Origin of the sequence: Streptomyces sp. DSM 40868 (assembly GCF_011820545.1) — a bacterium.
In the GTDB taxonomy this organism is placed as follows: Bacteria; Actinomycetota; Actinomycetes; order Streptomycetales; family Streptomycetaceae; genus Streptomyces; species Streptomyces eurythermus.
In genome coordinates this window covers 1346099-1363850 of the sequence record NZ_CP050504.1, presented here as the reverse complement: position 1 = coordinate 1363850, position 17752 = coordinate 1346099, and the positions used below count along the sequence as shown (strand labels likewise).

General features: G+C 71.8%; 17 protein-coding genes and 1 pseudogene. 8 read left to right on the top strand and 10 right to left on the bottom strand.

Annotation, left to right across the window (positions count from 1 at the left end; translation table 11 throughout):
• Nucleotides 1-602 precede the first annotated feature (602 nt).
• The gene (locus tag HB370_RS05990) at nucleotides 603-2297 is read left to right on the top strand and encodes a membrane protein (RefSeq protein WP_030784220.1); all 1695 of its coding nucleotides are present in this window, start codon (nucleotides 603-605) and stop codon (nucleotides 2295-2297) included.
• A gap of 113 nt (nucleotides 2298-2410) precedes the next feature.
• On the opposite strand, the gene HB370_RS05985 is transcribed toward HB370_RS05990, so the two are convergent.
• Nucleotides 2411-2605 (bottom strand): DUF2795 domain-containing protein, encoded by a 195-nt coding sequence (locus HB370_RS05985; protein ID WP_030784217.1) that lies wholly within the window; start codon nucleotides 2603-2605, stop codon nucleotides 2411-2413.
• Nucleotides 2606-2778: 173 nt separating this feature from the next.
• On the opposite strand from HB370_RS05985, the gene HB370_RS05980 reads away from it, so the two are divergent.
• Together HB370_RS05980 and HB370_RS05975 are read left to right on the top strand one after the other, a co-directional pair.
• Nucleotides 2779-2922 (top strand): hypothetical protein, encoded by a 144-nt coding sequence (locus HB370_RS05980; protein ID WP_167345739.1) that lies wholly within the window; start codon nucleotides 2779-2781, stop codon nucleotides 2920-2922.
• A gap of 9 nt (nucleotides 2923-2931) precedes the next feature.
• Complete coding sequence (locus tag HB370_RS05975; RefSeq protein ID WP_030784214.1) at nucleotides 2932-3255, top strand: DUF2795 domain-containing protein; 324 nt, start codon at nucleotides 2932-2934, stop codon at nucleotides 3253-3255.
• Between the two features lie 195 nt (nucleotides 3256-3450).
• Here HB370_RS05975 and HB370_RS05970 read toward each other — a convergent pair whose 3' ends face one another.
• Nucleotides 3451-4251 (bottom strand): alpha/beta hydrolase, encoded by an 801-nt coding sequence (locus HB370_RS05970; RefSeq protein WP_030784211.1) that lies wholly within the window; start codon nucleotides 4249-4251, stop codon nucleotides 3451-3453.
• A gap of 140 nt (nucleotides 4252-4391) precedes the next feature.
• On the opposite strand from HB370_RS05970, the gene HB370_RS05965 reads away from it, so the two are divergent.
• The 3 genes and pseudogenes from HB370_RS05965 (at nucleotide 4392) to HB370_RS05955 (ending at nucleotide 7443) form a co-directional block, all read left to right on the top strand.
• Nucleotides 4392-5270, top strand: a complete 879-nt coding sequence (locus HB370_RS05965) for an AraC family transcriptional regulator (RefSeq protein ID WP_037701826.1) — start codon at nucleotides 4392-4394, stop codon at nucleotides 5268-5270.
• Nucleotides 5271-5383: 113 nt separating this feature from the next.
• Nucleotides 5384-6837 (top strand): annotated as a pseudogene (locus HB370_RS05960) (cytosine permease).
• Nucleotides 6838-7044: 207 nt separating this feature from the next.
• Complete coding sequence (locus HB370_RS05955; RefSeq protein WP_030784205.1) at nucleotides 7045-7443, top strand: SseB family protein; 399 nt, start codon at nucleotides 7045-7047, stop codon at nucleotides 7441-7443.
• 106 nt (nucleotides 7444-7549) lie between these two features.
• Here HB370_RS05955 and HB370_RS05950 read toward each other — a convergent pair whose 3' ends face one another.
• From HB370_RS05950 to HB370_RS05935, 4 genes are all read right to left on the bottom strand, one after another.
• Complete coding sequence (locus HB370_RS05950; protein WP_030784203.1) at nucleotides 7550-7948, bottom strand: MarR family transcriptional regulator; 399 nt, start codon at nucleotides 7946-7948, stop codon at nucleotides 7550-7552.
• Between the two features lie 73 nt (nucleotides 7949-8021).
• Nucleotides 8022-8390, bottom strand: coding sequence for a VOC family protein (locus HB370_RS05945; protein ID WP_030784200.1), 369 nt, complete (start codon nucleotides 8388-8390; stop codon nucleotides 8022-8024).
• Nucleotides 8391-8520: 130 nt separating this feature from the next.
• On the bottom strand, nucleotides 8521-10830 hold the full coding sequence (locus HB370_RS05940) for an FtsX-like permease family protein (protein WP_030784197.1): 2310 nt from the start codon (nucleotides 10828-10830) through the stop codon (nucleotides 8521-8523).
• Nucleotides 10827-11534, bottom strand: coding sequence for an ABC transporter ATP-binding protein (locus HB370_RS05935; protein ID WP_030784194.1), 708 nt, complete (start codon nucleotides 11532-11534; stop codon nucleotides 10827-10829). Before HB370_RS05935 ends, HB370_RS05940 begins: the two co-directional genes overlap by 4 nt.
• Before the next feature lie 139 nt (nucleotides 11535-11673).
• Here HB370_RS05935 and HB370_RS05930 point away from each other — a divergent pair, with 139 nt between their 5' ends.
• Both HB370_RS05930 and HB370_RS05925 read left to right on the top strand, forming a co-directional pair.
• A complete protein-coding gene (locus HB370_RS05930) occupies nucleotides 11674-12546 on the top strand; it encodes a histidine kinase (RefSeq protein WP_030784192.1) in 873 nt (290 codons plus the stop codon).
• The gene (locus tag HB370_RS05925) at nucleotides 12543-13226 is read left to right on the top strand and encodes a response regulator transcription factor (protein ID WP_030784189.1); all 684 of its coding nucleotides are present in this window, start codon (nucleotides 12543-12545) and stop codon (nucleotides 13224-13226) included. The genes HB370_RS05930 and HB370_RS05925 overlap by 4 nt, the downstream gene beginning before the upstream one ends.
• 117 nt (nucleotides 13227-13343) lie before the next feature.
• On the opposite strand, the gene HB370_RS05920 is transcribed toward HB370_RS05925, so the two are convergent.
• The 4 genes from HB370_RS05920 to HB370_RS05905 are packed head-to-tail and all read right to left on the bottom strand — an operon-like array spanning nucleotide 13344 to nucleotide 17525.
• The gene (locus HB370_RS05920; RefSeq protein ID WP_030784186.1) at nucleotides 13344-14375 is read right to left on the bottom strand and encodes a LacI family DNA-binding transcriptional regulator; all 1032 of its coding nucleotides are present in this window, start codon (nucleotides 14373-14375) and stop codon (nucleotides 13344-13346) included.
• Nucleotides 14372-15277, bottom strand: a complete 906-nt coding sequence (locus HB370_RS05915) for a carbohydrate ABC transporter permease (RefSeq protein ID WP_030784183.1) — start codon at nucleotides 15275-15277, stop codon at nucleotides 14372-14374. Before HB370_RS05915 ends, HB370_RS05920 begins: the two co-directional genes overlap by 4 nt.
• Entirely contained in the window at nucleotides 15274-16212 is a 939-nt protein-coding gene (locus tag HB370_RS05910; RefSeq protein WP_030784180.1) for a sugar ABC transporter permease, read from the bottom strand. Before HB370_RS05910 ends, HB370_RS05915 begins: the two co-directional genes overlap by 4 nt.
• The gene (locus HB370_RS05905) at nucleotides 16209-17525 is read right to left on the bottom strand and encodes an extracellular solute-binding protein (protein ID WP_030784177.1); all 1317 of its coding nucleotides are present in this window, start codon (nucleotides 17523-17525) and stop codon (nucleotides 16209-16211) included. Before HB370_RS05905 ends, HB370_RS05910 begins: the two co-directional genes overlap by 4 nt.
• Nucleotides 17526-17752: the final 227 nt, after the last annotated feature.

The window sequence follows — 17752 nt, the reverse complement described above, 5'->3', positions numbered from 1 at the left end:
CGCGGGTCCGTGCCGTACGGCCAGTCGGTGCAGGCCAGGGCGACGGATGGCACGCCCACGGCGCCGACGGCGACGGCGGTGATGAATATGCGCCGGTAGTGCTTGGTCTTGCGGTGCTGTCCCATACGTCAACCTCGCTCGGTGATCGCGGAGCGCCCATTCTTGGGACGGCTTCGCACGGGACGCAAAGAGACCGGCTACTACCTCGCCTCGTAGCCGCTCCGGGGCCTTGCCAGTCACGCCGGGAGATGCAGAAGATTGCGACCGCGACGTTTGCACGGTGCTGTCGGTTCCTCAGGAACCCGGCCTGGGTGAGGAATACGGCGAGTCGCCCGCGGGCTGTCCCCGCGTCACGCCGGCCCTGTCCCACGCCCATGGCAAGACGGACAAATCCCATATGTCGTGGGAGCGGCATCTACTATCCGGCACCCTTAGTCGCCGACAGCCCTGTGACGGTTGTCACCTCCGGCCGTGACGCCGTCCTTCCTCCGGCCGTGACGCTGTTCTTAAAGACGGGGAAACCGTGGGGCAACACGGCGGCACGAACCTTCCCTGCAACCGGCCCGGCGCGTCCGGGCGCAGTGCAGGACGAGGGGAGCGCCGTGACGGACATCGTCGACAGCCAAGCGCCACCGGCCCAGCCCGGCAGCCGTACGTACAACGGCTGGGCGCGGAACGACACGCTGGAGGACTACTCGCTGCGCTACGCGCCCAAGTCCTTCCGCCGCTGGACGCCGTACGTCGTGGCCACCACCGCCCTCGGCGGCATCGCCTACCTCGCGGACTTCGCCATCGGCGGCTCGATCGCCGTCGCGCACGGCTTCTCCAGTGCCCTGGTGGCGATCCTGACCGCCGCGGTGGTCATCTTCCTGACCGGTATTCCCATCGCGTACTACTCGGCGAAGTACTCCATCGACATGGATCTGCTGACCCGGGGTGCGGGATTCGGATACCTCGGCTCGACGCTCACCTCGGTGATCTACGCGAGCTTCACCTTCATCTTCTTCGCCCTCGAAGGCTCCATCATGGCGCAGGCGCTGGAACTCGGCCTGCACATCCCGCTCGCCATCGGGTACGTCGTCTGCTCGCTGGTCATCCTGCCCCTGGTGGTCTACGGCATGACCGCGCTGTCGAAGATGCAGGTGTGGACGCAGCCGGTCTGGCTGGTGCTGATGGTCGCCCCGTTCGTGTCCATCGCGATCCAGGACCCAGGGAAATTCTCGGAGTTCACCCACTTCGCGGGCGACTCGCCCACCGGCTCGACGCTCAGCGCGCTCGGGGTGGGCGCGGGTGCGGGCGTCGCGTTGTCGCTCATCGCGCAGATCGGCGAGCAGGTCGACTACCTGCGGTTCATGCCCGACAAGACGCCGCGTAACGGCAGGCGTTGGTGGTCCGCGGTGCTGGGTGCCGGACCGGGCTGGGTGGTCCTCGGGGCGCTGAAGCAGATCGGCGGCGCCTTCCTGGCCTTCTGTGTCGCCGGCGGCGCGGGGCTCGGCAAGGCGGACGAGCCGATCCGGCAGTACGTCCACGGGTTCGGCACGTTCGCGGGGCCGGTCGCCCTGGGGCTGGCGACCTTCTTCGTCATCCTCTCCCAGATAAAGATCAACTCGACCAACGCGTACTCCGGTTCGCTGTCCTGGTCGAACTTCTTCTCCCGCCTGACACACCGTCACCCGGGTCGCGTCGTCTACATCTTCCTCAACGTCGGCATAGCGCTCGCGTTGATGGAGGGCGGTGTCTTCGGCTTCCTCAACACCGTGCTCGGCTTCTACTCCAACGTGGCCATCGCCTGGATCGGCGCGGTCGTCGCCGACCTGATCGTCAACAAGCCGCTCGGGCTGAGCCCGTCGTACATCGAGTTCAAACGGGCCCACCTGCACCATTTCAACCCGGTGGGCTTCGGCTCGATGCTGATCGCCTCCGGAGTCTCCATCGCCGCCTACTTCGAGGCGTTCGGCGCCTACGGCAAGGCGTTCTCGCCGTTCATCGCGTTGTTCCTCGCCATGGCGTTCTCGCCGCTGTTCGCGGTGCTCACCAAGGGCCGCTACTACCTGGCCCGCCCCGACCTCCTGGACGAGCCGCTGCTCGGCGCGGACGGGCTGCCCTCGGCCGCCGTACTGACCTGCTCCGTCTGCGCGACCGACTTCGAACGGCCCGACATGGCCGGCTGCCCCTTCCACCAGGGCCCCATCTGTTCGCTGTGCTGCAGCCTGGAGAAGGACTGCCACGACTTCTGCAAACGCGGAGCCGGCGCCCCGGGGCCGGTCGCCCTCGGCATGCCCACCGTCCGGCGGTGACCGAGTGACCGGATGCCCTGCTCATCACGTAACCCCCTGACGGCGTGCGCGGCGGCCGGGCCTGGGCGGCCGGCCGCCGCGCACTCTGTTCCCGCACCGCGGGCCGTGCGCCGTCACTCGTTCCGGAAGACGGCCTTGCTGACCTCGGCGGGGTTCTCGAACTTCTTCTTCCCGAGGTGGGAGATCCGCTCCGTGATCTCCTTCGGCGCGTGGTTCTTCTCGGCCGCCTTCCGAAGGTCGTCGGTGCCGGCCGGGTACTCCACGCCGTGCAGCGCTTTCTGCAGGTCAGGTGGGGTGATGCCCGCCATGGTTCCTCCTGGCAGTGAGTCGGTGATCGACCGGCGCGAAGGGAGCGCCGGGACTGCTCAGGTACCCATCCCACGGAAGCGGATTCAAAGATTCCGGTTGGTGATGGGCCAAGCCGCGCGCGGGTACCCGACGGTTCCGGAAGCAGGTACGGGACCGCGGATGAGAGGACCCGATGAGCGAGAACACCCCATCGCAGGCCGAGGGCGAGCGCGAGACGGACGCCCCGGACACGGAGCAGCCGGCCCGCACCACCCCCTCCCAGGCGGAGGGGGAGGACACCGCCGAGGAGACCCCGGACGAGGAGGACGACGCGTAGGGAGGCGTCATGAGCACGGCACACACCAGCGTCCCGGAGGTGCTGGACGCGCTGAAGGACGTGACCTACCCGGCCGGCAAGGAAGAGCTGATCTCGGCCGCCCGGCAGGCCGGAGCCACGGAGGAGGTCGTCAAGGCCCTGCGTGGCATGCCCGCCGAGGAATACACCGGCCGTGCCGAGGTCGCGAGGTCGGTCCGGGTGGACCCGGACTCCGATCTCGGACTCGACGCCGGCCAACGGGCCGGACAGGCACGGCGCGGCGGCAAGCCGGGCCTCTCCCAGCATCTGCGGGAAGAGCCGAAGACACCCATCCATGAGGAGTTCGACCGCTGAACCGGCCCGGGGACGGCTGTACGGGACGTGCGGCCGTTCTCGGCGCAGCGGGCCTGCGGTCGTTCTCAGTGGGGCAGACCCGGGGCCGTTCTCAGCCGAGCGGGTCTGTGGCTGTTCTCAGTGGGGCAGGCTCGCGGCCGTTCTCAGCCGAGCGGGCTTGCGGCCGTCCTCAGCGGAGCAAGCTCCCAGCCGTTCTCAGTCGCGCAGGCCCGCGAGGAAGCCCGCCAAGGCCCCGGCGACCGCCTCCGGAGCCTCCAGCGGCAGCAGATGCCCGCCCGGAACGGTGGCCAGCGTGGCGTGCGGAACGTAGGGCAGCAGGCACGCGCGCAGTACGGCGGGCGGCTCCACCTTGTCCTCCCTGCCCGCCAGCACGGCCACCGGGACCTCGATGTGCCGGGCCGCCTCGGTGATGTCCTGGGCGATGCCCCGCAGCGGCCACTCCGTGCGGGCCTCGTCGGACGCGGCCAGGCTGTCCCGGACGACCGCCTCCCGTACCGGCCCGGGCAGTGGCCCGGCCGTCAGGACCTGGTCCAGGGCGTGGCCGACGGACTCGGGCGAGTCGTAGGCGTGGGACAGGGCCTCCCGGTATTCCTCGGTGACGGCCGCCGGCGGCCGTGGGGGAGCCGGCGCGACCAGGAACACGCCGGCCAGCCCCGCCGGACGCCGGGCCGCGACCAGCTGTGCGACCTTGCCGCCCATCGAGTGGCCCACGAGGACGAACGGGCCCGTGACGCACTCCTCGGCCACGCGCGCGAGATCGTCGGCGAGCCGCTCCAGGCGGTACGGCCCCGGCAGCTCCCGCGAGGTGCCCCAGCCGCGCTGATCGAACCGGACCGTCGCCCGCCCGGGCGGCAGCCGCCGGACCACCTCGTCCCACGTGCCGGCGGAACCGCCCCAGTAGTGCGCGAACACCAGCGCGGGCCCGCCGCCCCCGCCCCCGGTCCGCACCGTCACCGATCCACCCGCGACGGCCACGACCCTTGTACTTTCCGGCATTTCCCGTCTCCTCCATATCGCGGCAGGCGTCGGCGCCCCGGTGGCACCCGCGCCCGGTCATGCCGTCCACCTGCCTCCGGCACGGGAAACACGCTAGGCCGGTGGCAGACTCCGTCTTCGTGGAAAGAGACCGACCTCTTGTGAAAAACGGACAGCCTGCCGTGCGGCAACTGCGCTACGCACCGCCGGTCGGTGCCGCCTACGGCGTGGAGGTCCTCAGCTTCGCCGCACTGCGCGAGACCGACACCGAACGGCGCCGCACCCGGCTGCAGCGCCCCGACTTCCACGTCCTCGCCCTGATCACCGGGGGAAGCGGCGCGCACGAAGCGGACTTCCGCCGCCACGAACTGCACGAGGGCAGCGTCGTGTGGATCAGACCGGGCACGGTGCACCGCTGGAGCGACGTCGAGCGCCTCGACGGTCCGCTGGTCCTCTTCCAGCCCGGCTTCCTGCCCGACCCCGCCCTCGAAGCCCGCGAGGCCACCTCACCCACCTGCTGGCGCCTGCCGCCCGAGATCCTCCGGCTCGCGGCGCCGGCCGCCGACCACCTCGGCCACGAGCACCGGGCGGCGGTGCGCTGCCCGCGCCTGGCCTCCTCCGCGGTGCTCTCCCATCTGCTGGCGGCCCTGCTCCTGCGCGTCCTGCCCGGGACACCCGCACCGCCCGCCCCCGGCGCGCCCGTCAGCCGGCAGTTCGAGATCTTCCACGCCTACCGGAACGAGGTCGAGCAACACTTCCCGCACCGGCACCGCGTGGCCGACTACGCGCGGGCACTCGGCTACGACGTGCGGACCCTGACCCGCGCCACCCGCGCCGCCACCGGACACGGCGCCAAGACCTTCCTCGACCAGCGCATCCTGCTCGAAGCGAAGCGACTTCTGGCCCACAGCGCGCTGCCGGCCGGCGCCTGCGCACACCGCCTCGGCTTCCCCGACGCCGGCAACTTCACCACCTTCTTCCGGCGCCAGACCGGTCTCGCCCCCACCGCCTGGGCAGCGGCACTCCACCAGGCACCTTGACCGCTCTCCGGGCCGCGACCTAGCGTGACGCACACATCAGGGCAGGCAGGGCAGGAGGCTCGGTGACGGCCCATCCGCACGACGCCCCGGACGGGGCGTCCGCCGGCCGCCCCCTGCGGGTGGAGACGCACGGCCTCGACGTGATCGAGGACGCGGACCGCAAGGGCACCCCGCGCACCCTGTTCTGGCCCTGGTTCGGGGCCAACGTCTCCGTCCTCGGCCTCGGCTACGGCGCGTTCGCGTACGGCTTCGGCATCTCCTTCCCGCAGGCCCTCGCCGCCGGCGCGCTCGGCATCGTCGTCTCCTTCCTGCTGTGCGGCTTCGTCGCGGTCGCAGGCAAGCGCGGCTCGGCCCCGACCATGGTGCTCAGCAGGGCCGCGTACGGCGTGCGCGGCAACCGGCTGCCGGCCGTCGTCTCCTGGATGCTCACCGTCGGCTGGGAGACCGTCCTCACCGCGCTCGCGACGATGGCCACCTCCACCGTCCTCGGCGCCCTCGGCTGGGGCGGCGGCACCGGGACGAAGGCCGCCGCCCTGATGGCGGTGGCCTTCGTCCCGGTGCCGGCGGAGTCATGGGCTTCGACCTGATCATGCGGCTGCAGACCTGGATCACCCTGGTCACGGGCGTCCTCACGATCGTCTACATCGTTCTCGTCGCCGACCGGATCCACTGGAGCACGGTCGACGCCCTCCCGGCCGGTTCCGCCCAGCGGTTCATCGGCGCGCTGGTGTTCATGATGACCGGCTTCGGCCTCGGCTGGGTCAACGCCGCCGCCGACTACTCCCGCTATCTGCCCCGGGACTCCTCCAGCCGGGGAGTCATCGGCTGGACCACGTTCGGCGCCTGTCTGGCCCCGCTGGTGCTGCTGGTCTTCGGCCTGCTGCTGGCCGGATCCGCCCCGGAGCTGAGCCAGGCGATCGCGGCCGACCCGATCGGCGCGCTGGCCACCCTCCTGCCGGCCTGGTTCCTGGTGCCGTTCGCCGTGGTCGCCGTCCTCGGCCTGGTCGGCGGCGCCGTCCTCGACATCTACTCCTCCGGCCTGGCCCTCCTCTCGGCCGGTCTGCGGGCACCCCGCTGTCTGGCCGCCCTCCTCGACGGCGTTCTGATGATCGCCGGCTCGGTCTACATCGTGTTCTTCGCCGACAACTTCCTCGGCCAGTTCATGGGTTTCCTCACCACACTCGGCGTGCCCATCGCGGCCTGGGCCGGCGTCATGCTCGCCGACCTGGCGCTGCGCCGCCGCGACTACGACGAAGCCGACCTGTACCGCCCGCACGGCCGCTACGGCGACGTGCCCCTCCTCCCCCTGTGCGTCACCCTCGCCGCCACCGCCGTCGGCTGGGGCCTGGTCACCAACACCGCCGCGCACTGGCTGACCTGGCAGGGCTACCTGCTGACGCCGCTCGGCCTCGGCGGCCGCACCGGCCCCTGGGCGTACGCCAACCTGGGCGTCCTCGTCGCCCTGGTCGTCGCCTTCCTCGGCACCCTGTCGACGGGCAGGGCCCGGATACGGCACCAGGAGGCGCGGGCACCCGGCCCGGCCCGCGAGGAGCTGCCGCGCCCGTGAGCCCCGGGACGGAAACGGCCCGTGCCCGGCGCCCGACCCACACACATGCCACGACCCGCGACCTCTGTGCGGGCAATCCATGTGCCGGGGACCCACATGTGCCGTGTACGCATGCCCCGCACCCCACCGGGTACGCGAGGCGGGAGCACGCCCGGGGCGCCGAGCCGTCCCGGCAGCCCGTACGACCGTCGAACCTGGGGACCAGCCATGGAGACACCCGCACACGCCGACCCGCCGACGCCGGCCCAGCAGGCGCTGGACGCGCTGACCGTGAACGCCGAGGACCAGGCCGCCCTGGACACCCTCGCCCACAGTGACGTACTCGTCCCGGTGCCGGACGACGCGCTGGACGGAGAGGGCGCCGATGCCACGACGGTGGCCCTGCCCGTCCTGGAACAGCCCGGCGGCGACGCGGTCGTCCCGGTGTTCACCACGGAGGGCGAGATGACCGATCTGCTGCCCTTCGTCTCGCGCTACCGTCTGATCCCGCTCGGCGCGCTCGCCGCGCAGTGGCCCGACGAGAACCTGTCCCTCGCCATCGACGGCAGCTCCTCCCACGCCCTGACGCTCACGTCACAGGGAGTCCGCACGCTGCTGGCCCGCTGAGCGGCGAATCCACCGACCCACGGACCACCTCCCGCGGGCGCCACTGGGGCACCACCCCGGCGGCGCCCGCGGCGGTACGCACCGGTCCTCCGGCGGGGCCGCCGCTCTAGAGCTGCGGCCCGGTCAGCATGCGCCGCAGAACCTCCCGCTGGAGCGGGAGTACCTCGGTGTGCAGGGCGCGGCCCTTGGGGGTGAGGGCGACCCATACCCCGCGCCGGTCCTCCGCGCACACCGTGCGTTCCACCAGGCCGTCCTTCTCCAGCCGGCCGATCAGCCGGGACAGCGCGCTCTGGCTGAGGTGGACCCGGCCGACCAGGTTCTGCACCCGGCACTGCTCACCCTGCTCGGGCGGCTCCGTGGCCAGCAGGTCCAGCACCTCGAAGTCACTGGCGCCCAGCCCGTACGGGTGCAGGACGCGGTCGATCTCGCACATCGTGCGCGCGTGCACGGCGAGGATGTCCCGCCAGCGTTCCTCCAGCCGGGTCTCGGCCGTCTTCACTGCCATAACCGCACGGTAGCACCGCCCCGGCCACTCGTTGAGTGTGCAACTAGTGCCGGGGCGGGCGGTCGCTCCCGGCTCAGGCCGACGGGTTCGACGGGGCCGACGGGTCCTGGAGCAGTCCCACGTGGTTGCCGTCGGGGTCCTTCACGAAGGCGATCAGCCGGCCGCCGCCGACGTCCTGCGCGTCCTGGAGCAGCTCGGCGCCCGCCGCCAGCAGCGCCGCGAGCCGCTCCCGCAGATCCGTCACGTGCCAGTACGGCACCGGCCCGGTCATGCCCTTGGCGTGCCCGCTGGGGTCCAGCCCGACGTCCTGGCCGGCGGCCTTGTAGCCCACGTAGTACGGCTCGTCCGCGTACGGCTCCACGCCCAGCAGCGCGCCGAACAGGGCCTTGGCGCGGTCCAGGTCCTTCACCGGGTAGATGATCGTCTGCAGGCCGGCGGCCATGATGCTCACTCCTTCGCACAGCGGTGCCCGGCGTCACGGGGCCGGGGCGCCGACGGGTTCCTCGTCGGTGCCTCCACGCTAGGACGGGCGGGCCCGCGGCGGCTTCTCCGATCCTGACCGGTCGCCGCGTTCACTCGTTGTGCAGCACCTCGGCGACGGTGAGCCGGGCCGCCCGGCGCGCGGGCACCAGCGCCCCCACGACGGCGATCACCACCCCGGCGAGCGCGAGGAGGGCCAGGAGGGGCGGATGCCAGACCGCCGTCATGGAGCCGGGCAGCGTGATGTCCAGCCCGGCCGCCATGCGCGGCACCACCACCCGGTGGGCGGCGATGCCCAGCGGGACCCCCAGCAGCGACCCCAGCACGCCGAGCACCGCCATCGACGTCACCGTCATCACCGTCACCTGGCCCGGGGTCATCCCGATCGACTTCAGCATCCCGAGATCACGGCGCCGGTCGTGGGTGTTGAGCACGGCGGTGTTGAAGACACCGAGGGAGGCGACCAGGGCCAGCATCAGGGTCAGCGCGGTCGCGGAGCCGACAATGGTGCCGGTGACGGTGTTCGCCCCGCTCGACTGGACGGACAGCCCCCGGTCGACGGCCCGGACCGCACGGGCGTACGCCTCCTGGTCCACGCCCTCGTCCAGCTTCACGTGGTACGCGATCGGCCGCACCGCCGGCATCAGCGCGGTGACCGTCGGCCAGTCGCCGATGACCAGCCGGTCGTCGGTGTCCAGCGTCTCGCCCACGACGGTCACCTGCTCCTCGCGGCCGTCCTTGCGCAGCCGCAACCGGTCCCCGAGCCGCACCCCGTTGCGGCGCAGGAACGGCGACCCGGCCACCACCTCCCCCGTCCGGCTCATCCAGCGGCCCTTGACGAGCATCGTGTCCAGGGACCGGCCGCCGCGCCGTCCCTCGAACATCACCACGTTCGTACTGCCCGTGAGGAGCACTTCGTCGTCCGACCGCGCCGTGACATGACGCGCGCCCGGCAACGAGCCCAGCAGCGCCTCGAGTTCACGGTCGCCGTGCACCGGCCGCACCTCCTTGCCGTTCCGGGACGTCCCTACGTAGACGGTGACGTCGTAGGTGCGGGCAGCGCCGTTCCCGAAGCTGTTCAGCGTTGCCGCGAGGCCGGTCGCGAAGGTCACCGTCGTCACCCCGAGGACCACGGCGGCCAGCGTGAGCGCGCTGCGCGCGGGCCGGGCGAAGGGGAGCCCGGCGCCGAGACTCACCGAGCGGGGCAGCCGGGAGCCCGCCAGACGCCGCTGAAGGCCGAGCGCCCGCCCGGCCCGGGGCGCGCTGCCCGCGCTGATGGCCCGCGCCGCCGGCAGCCGCCGCGCCCGCACCGAGGGGCCGAGCGCGGCGAGCCCACAGACCAGGGGCATGCCGAGCAGCGCCGACAGGTTCACCCAGAGCGGGATTCCCACGCTGTCGTGCAGCACCCCCGAGGCCGGTCCGGAGAACACGAACTCCAGGAACGGCTCCGCCAGCAGATTGCCGGCCCCGGTGCCGAGCACACAGCCCAGGACCGCCGGCACGGAGATCATCACCAGATAGACGCCCAGCACCTGCCCCGGCGTGAAGCCCAGTGCCTTCAGGATGCCGATGTGCCGGAACCCGGAGACCACGGCCCCGCCGACCACGTTCGCGACGATCAGCACGGCCACCAGGATGCCGAGCACCCCGAATGCCATCAGATACGGCGCGTAGGCGCGCGCGTTGCCGCCGATCCGGTGCTTGAGCGCCAGATACGTCTGCGATCCGGCGAGCGAGCCCGGCGGCAACTCCCTGGTGACCTTGTCCAGTTGCGCGCGCAGTTCCCGCTCCGTCGCGGCGTCCCGGAACCGGAACAGCATCTGCCGCCCGGCCGGGTGCAGCGCTTCGATCTGCTCCGGGGCGACCCAGGCGTCCGCCGTGTGACTCAGGTCGAAGGCGAACCCGACGACGGTGAGCCGCGGGCCCGACGGCACCTGGAGCGTCTTGCCGAGGTCGTCGGCGGTCCAGTCGGGCTGCCGGTTCAGGATCACCTCGCCCGGCCGGGTGGGCCAGCGGCCCGCCCACACATCCATCCGGTCCACCGGCCCGCCGGGACCGGGGCGGCCCACCACCGTGATCTCACCGCCGAGCCCGAAGTCCCCCGCACCGCGCGGAACACCGACGGTCGCCCGCGCGAACGGCCCCGCCACCGCCTCCACCCCGGGCCGCCGTGCCGCGCTCGTCAGCCGGGCGTCCGACACCTTGCCGCTGTCGAAGGCGGCCACGACATGCGGCCCGTGCAGCTTCGCGAAGGCGCGGTCGAACGGTGCCGACGCCGCGTCCACCAGCCCCAGCGCCACCACCGTCGACCCCGTCGACACCAGGGTGACCAGCCAGATCACCAGCGTCTGCAGCCGCCGCCGGCGCACGGCCGCCCGCGCGGCCCGCCACACCGCCCTCACGCGGACGGCTCCAGGGTGTGCCCACCGGTCACCCGGCCGTCGGCCAGCAGCACCAGACGGCTCGCGCACCGCTGCGCGAGCCGCTCGTCGTGGGTGACGATGACCAGGGTCTGGCCGATCTGGTTCAGGTCGATCAGCAGGTCCATCACCTGCTCCCCGGCCCGGCTGTCCAGTGCGCCGGTCGGCTCGTCGGCCAGCAGCAGCGCGGGCCGGTTCATCAACGCCCGCGCCACCGCGACCCGCTGCCGCTCCCCGCCGCTGAGCACCGCCGGAAACGCGTTGCGCCGGCCGGCGATCCCCAGCTCCTCGAACAGCTCCAGCGCCCGCCGCCGGGCCTGCCGGGCCGGTGTCCCCGTCAACTGGGCCGCCAGCGCCACGTTGTCCAGCGCCGACAGGTCGTCGACGAGGTTGAAGAACTGGAAGATCATCCCGATCCGGCGCCGCCGGTACAGCGCCAGCCCCTTCTCGCTCAACTCCCCGACGTTCTCGCCGTGCACGACGACCCGCCCGGCCGACGGCCGGTCCAGTCCGGCGATCATGTTGAGCAGCGTGGACTTGCCGCACCCCGAGGGGCCCATCACCGCGACCGCCTCCCCGGCCCGGATCTCCAGCGACACCCCGTCGAGCGCGACCGTCTCGCCGTACTCCTTGCGCACGCCGTCGAGCCGTACGACGGCGTCTTCCGTTCTCACCTCGGTGACCATGGTCAGGACGCTAGACGCGGGCCGGCACCCCGGGCATCCCTCCCCGGATGGCACTCGGCCGCGGGACTCGTCCCGGGGATGCAGGGCGCTGTATCCCCAGGCCGATGCGGATGTCAGTGGTGTCTGCCAGAGTGGGGCCATGGGGGAGGACGAGGTGTTGACGGCGGCGTTCGCGGTGGCGTGCGCGGCCGTCCTGGGGCTGGCCGTGGCGCTGGCGCGGACCCGGCGCCGCTGGCAGGCGGCGGTCGGTGAGCGGGGCTGGTTGCTGGAGCGGGAGCGGGAGAGCGCCGCCGAGGCCGCGATCGCGGCCGAACGGGACCGGATCGCGAGGGAGTTGCACGACATCGTCAGCCACAACGTCAGCCTGATGGTCGTCCAGGCGAGCGCCGCCCGGGAAGTGCTCGGCACCATGCCGGACGAGGCGGCGACCGCGCTGCGCGCCGTGGAGGACGCGGGGCGGGGCGCGATGACCGAGCTGAGACACCTGCTGGGCCTGCTGGCGCCCGCACCGGACGGCACGGACGGCGACCCGGGACCGGGGGCGCGGGCGGTGGCGGCGCCGCTCGCCCCGCAGCCCGGCCTGGACCGGCTCGGCCCGCTGGTGGACCGGATATCGTTCGCCGGGCTGCCCGTGGAGGTCCATGTCTCGGGCGAGCCGTGCCCGCTGCCGCAGGGCGTCGACGTGACCGCCTACCGCATCATCCAGGAGGCCCTGACCAACGCGCTCCGGCACGGCGACGGCGGCAAGGCCCAGGTGACCGTGCGCTACGCCGGCCACGCCCTGCGCGTCGAGATCCTCAGCACCGGCCCCAGCGTGCTCACCGGCACCGCGCCGTCCGCCACCGTCGGCGACAGCTCGCCTCCCGCTTCCCGACCGCACGGCGAGGGCACCGGACGCGGTCTGCTCGGCCTGCGGGAACGGGTCGCCGTCTACGGCGGTGAGCTGGACGCCCGGCGCAGACTCGGCGGCGGCTTCCGGGTGCGCGCCCGCATACCCCTGGACCGGCCGTGACGCCGGACGCGCCCGAGCGGGCGCCCCGCGTCCTGATCGCCGACGACCAGACGCTGATCCGGACCGGCTTCCGGCTGATCCTGACCGCCCGGGGCATCGAGGTGGCGGGCGAGGCCGCCGACGGGGCCGAGGCGGTCGCCGCCGTCCGTGAACTCAAGCCCGACGTCGTCCTCATGGACATCCGCATGCCGGTCATGGACGGCCTGGAGGCCACCCGGCGCATCCTGGCCGAGGCACCCGGCTGCCGGGTGCTCATGCTGACCACCTTCGACCTGGACCGGTACGTGTACACCGCCCTGTCCCTCGGGGCCGGCGGCTTCCTGCTCAAGGACGTCACCCCGGAGCACCTGGCGGCGGCCGTACGGCTCGTCGGCACCGGTGACGCCCTGCTGGCCCCGCAGATCACCCGGCGCCTGGTGGAGCGGTACGCGGCCGAGGCCGGCCGGACGGCCACGGCCGTCCCCGCCGATCTGGCCGCGCTCACCCCGCGCGAGCGGGAGGTGCTCACCCTGATGGGCCGGGGCCTGTCCAACACGGAAATCGCCACCGAACTGACCCTCAGCGAGGCCACGGTCAAGTCCCACGTGGCCCGTATCTTCGCCAAACTCGGCCTGCGCGACCGCGCCCAGGCGGTGGTCATCGCCTACGAGACGGGCCTGGTGAGACCGGGGACAAGGTGAAAACGCCCCCGGGCGGGCGCCCCGAAGGTGAGCGGTGAAACGCGCGACCGGCCACGGCGAGGCAGCGGCCGCCCGACGACGTGACCCGGCGCTTCCCCGGGCGCCCCGGCCCACCGCTCACGCGGACTCGCGCCGCACCAGCTCCGTGGGCAGGATCACCGCCGCCGGCTCCTCACCGCCCAGCTGGGCGAGCAGCACCCGCACCATCTCGTTGCTGATCCGGTCCCACGGCTGCCGGATGGTGGTGAGCGCCGGAGTGGCGGCGGTCGCCGCCGGGGAGTCGTCGAAACCGCCCACGGCGATGTCCTCCGGCACCCGCTTCCCGGCCCGGTGCAGGGCCGCCAGCACGCCCTGCGCCATCAGATCGGAGGCGACGAACACGGCGTCCATGTCCGGCGCCCTCTCCAGCAGCCGTTCCGCGCCCGCCTCACCGCTCGCACGGCTGTAGTCGCCGGAGACGACGAGCCGCTCGTCGGCCGGGAGGCCCGCCTCGGCGAGCACCTCCCGGTACCCGGCCAGCCGCTCCACACCGCCCGGGGTGTCCAGCGGACCGGTGACCACACCGATCCGGCGCCGCCCCAGCGACAGCAGGTGCCGCACCATGTCCCGGGCGCCGTCCCGGTCGTCGGCGGCGACGTAACTCACCTTCGAACCGAGGCCGATCGGCTTGCCACAGGCGACCAGCGGCACCCCCGCCGCGCGCAGCTCCTCGGCGACCGGGTCGCCGGAGTGGCTGGAGACCAGCAGCACCCCGTCGACGTGCCCGGCGGTGATGTACCGCGTGATCCGGCGCCGTTCGTCCCGAGTGCCCGCCAGCATCAGCAGCAGCGGGATGTCGTGCGCGGCCAGCGCCTGGGTGCAGCCGCGCAGCAGGACGTTGAAGTTCGGGTCCTCGAAGAATCGCTCCTGCGGCTCGGTCAGCAGGAAGCCGACCGAGTCCGAACGCCCCGTTATCAGCGAACGGGCGTGCCGGTTCACGACGTACCCGGTCTTGCGGATGGCGGCGTTGACCGCTTCCTGGGCTGCGGGGCTCACATAGTGCCCGCCGTTGAGCACCCGCGAGACGGTGCCGCGCGAGACCCCGGCCTCGCGCGCCACATCGTGGATCGTCGGTGCCCTGCGCCGGCCCCCCGTATTGCTCATGGTCATGACTTTACGGCCCCGGACAGCAGATCCAGGCTCCAGAACCGCTGGATGACCAGGAACAGCGCGATCAGCGGGAGCACCGCGAGGAACGCGCCGGTGATCACCAGTGTGTACAGCGCGGGCGTGTTCGCGCCCTGCTCCAGCAGCGTGTGAAGGCCCAGCGTCAGCGGGAACTTCTCGTCGTCGCTGAGCATGATGTACGGCAGCAGGAAGTTGTTCCAGACCGCGACGAACTGGAACAGGAACACCGTCACCATGCCGGGGATCATCATCGGCAGCGCGATCCGGGTGAAGATCCGCCACTCGCTCGCCCCGTCCATCCGCCCGGCCTCCACCACGTCGGCCGGCACGGCGGCGGACGCGTAGATCCGGGCCAGGTAGACCCCGTACGGGGAGAGGATCTGCGGCAGCAGCACGGACAGGTAGGAGTCCGTGAGGTCGGCCTTCGCCAGCAGCAGGTACTGCGGGATGGCGAGGATCACCGGTGGCATCAGGACGCCCGCGAGCAGCACGTTGAACATCGACTCGCGGCCCCGGAAGCGGTACGTGGCGAGCGCGTAGCCGCTGAACGCCGACACGGCGGTGGACAGCAGGGCGCCCAGACCGGCGTACAGCGCGGAGTTGCCCATCCACGTCCAGTAGACCCCGCCCCGGTAGGCGTCGAGGTCCCTGATGTTGTCGGCGAAGCCGGTGCCGGGCAGGAAGGTGAACGTGGAGAACAGCTCGTGCCCGGACTTGGTGGACGCGATCACCACCCAGGCGACCGGCAGCAGGGTGTACACCGCGCCGAGCAGCAGCGTGACCGTCGGCACCAGCGCGATCCGGCGCCGCAGCGGAGGACGCCGCGCCGTACCCGGAGTGGTGCCGGCGGCCGGGGCCGCCTTCTGGACGGCGAGAGCACTCATCGCGCCCCTCCTTGACTGACGTCCCGCTTGTCGCGGCGGTTCGAGGCCCGCAGGAACCCGAACGACAGCAGCAGCGTGACCACGGCGATCAGCGTCGCCTCGGCCGCCGCCGAGTAGATGTCGTTGCGGCCGAAGGCGTCCTGGTACACCTTCATCAGCGGACTCCAGGTCGTGTTGACCGAGTTGGTGAGCGGCTTCAGGGTCATCGGCTCGCTGAACACCTGGAGCGTCGCGATGATCGAGAAGAAGAAGGTCAGCACCAGCGAGGGCGCCACCATCGGGATCTTGATCCGCAGCGCGATCTGCAGCGGGGTGGCGCCGTCCAGCCGTGCCGCCTCGTACACCTCCGCCGGGATCGACCTGAGCGAGGTGTAGATGACGATCATGTTGAAGCCGGTGCCGCCCCAGACCGCGATGTTCGACAGGGCGAGATACAGCGGACCGCCGTCCAGCAGGTCCGGCTGCGGCAGGCCCAGCTTGTCGAGCACGAAGTAGAAGGGGCTGACGTCCGGCAGGTACAGGAAGCCCCACAGCAGCGCGGCCACCACGCCGGGGATGGCGTACGGCAGGAAGATCGCGAGCCGGGTGAACGGGGCGAGCCGCACCTTCTCGGAGTCCAGCATCAGTGCGAACAGCAGGGCGAGGCCGAGCATCACCGGGACGACGACGCAGCCGTAGCCGAGCACGCGCAGCGCGCCGTGCAGCAACTCGCTGTCCTGGAAGGCCGCGCGGTAGTTCTCGAAGCCGGCCCAGACCTCCCGCCGGGCGCCCGAGCCCAGGCCGAGCCCGGAGACGTGCACCTTGCGGAAGCTGAGCCACACCGCGTAGCCGATGGGCAGCGCGAAGAAGAGGGCGAACAGGATCGTGGCGGGGAGGAGGAAGGTGTAGGGGGCCGCCTTGACCCCGTACCCCCTCCGGCTGGTCGGGCTGCTCACTGCGAAACCCCGAAGCCCTGCTTCTTCATGTCGGCGACCGTGTCGTCCTGCATCTTCCTCAGGGCGGCGGCGAAGTCCGACTTGTTCTTGGCGGCGGCGCCGAAGGCGTCCTTGAAGGACGTGTAGGCGACGTTCACGTTCGGGCCCCAGGACGCGGGCGCGGTGGTCTTCGCTATGTCGGCGGCCTTGGTGTAGAAGTCCGGCTGGTTGGAGAAGTACGCCGGCGGGTTGGAGAAGGCGCCGCTGAGCTGGGCGGAGGTGGACGCCGGGTAGATGCCGCCCTCCTTCGCCAGCGCGTTCAGGGCGTCGTGGTCGGTGTTCAGCCAGACCGCGAACTTGGCGGCGGCCTCCTTGTGCGCGGAGTCGGTGGTGACGGCCGTGGAGGAGCCGCCCCAGCTGCCGGTGACGTCCTGGTCCGCCGACCACTGGGGGAGCGGGGCCATGGCCCACTTGCCCTTGGTGTCCGGTGCCGCCGTGGTCAGCGTGCCGGGCGCCCACACGGCGCTCACCCAGGCGATCTGCTTGCCCGTGTTCAACGCCTTGTTCCAGGACGGGGTGTACATCGGCTGGTTGTCGATGACGCCCTCCTCGACCAGGCCGCCCCAGAACTCGGCGACCTTCCGGGTGGCCGCGTCGTCGATGCCGACCTTCCACTTGTCGCCGGAGGTGCTCCACCACTTGGCGCCGGCCTGCTGGGCGAGGCCCGCGAAGAGACCGGAGTCGTTGGCGGAGAAGGTGGTCAGGTCCTTGTCGGGGGCCTTCTTCTTCAGCTGGCGGGCGGTCTCGGCGAACTGCTCCCAGGTGGTGGGGACCTTGAGGCCGTACTGCTTGAAGAGGTCCTCGCGGTAGTAGAACATCATCGGGCCGATGTCCTGCGGCACCGCGTAGACGGCCTCCGTGCCGAGCGTGGTCTGCTGCCAGACGCCCTCGGCGAACTTGTCCTTGACGTCCTCGACGTCCTCGGACACATCGGCCAGGGCGTCGTTGCTGACCAGGGTCGGCAGCGCCTGGTACTCGGCCTGCACCAGGTCGGGGGCCTTCTTCGCCTTGTGCGAGGTGAGGATCTTGGTGACCAGCGTGTCGCCGGACGCCTGCTTCTTCACCGTGACGGTGATCTGTTCCTTCTTCCCCGGCCCCTTGTTCCACAGGTCGACGACCTTGTCCATGCCGGGTGTCCAGGTCCAGTACGTCAGCGACACGGGACCCGACTCGGCCTCGCTGTCGTCCCCGGACCCACAGGCGGCGAGGGCGGTGGCGCCGAGCGACACGGCGACGGCGGTTGTCACGAGGCGACGGCGCTTCGTGTGCGGCATGGTTTCTCCCCTGACCCGGGTCCCCGCCCGCTGCGGGGACCTGTCATGCAGTTGTGTGCACGCTCACATGACGCGGACGCCCGCCTGCCGGGAGCCCCTGCCATGCTTCTGTGAGCGTTCACAGTAGAGAAACATCCCGGACACTTGTCAATGGTTGTTGCTGTGCGGTTATGTTGGGCTCGCACCGCAGCGGCTGTGTGTGCACGTTCCCATCTGATCGATTTTCC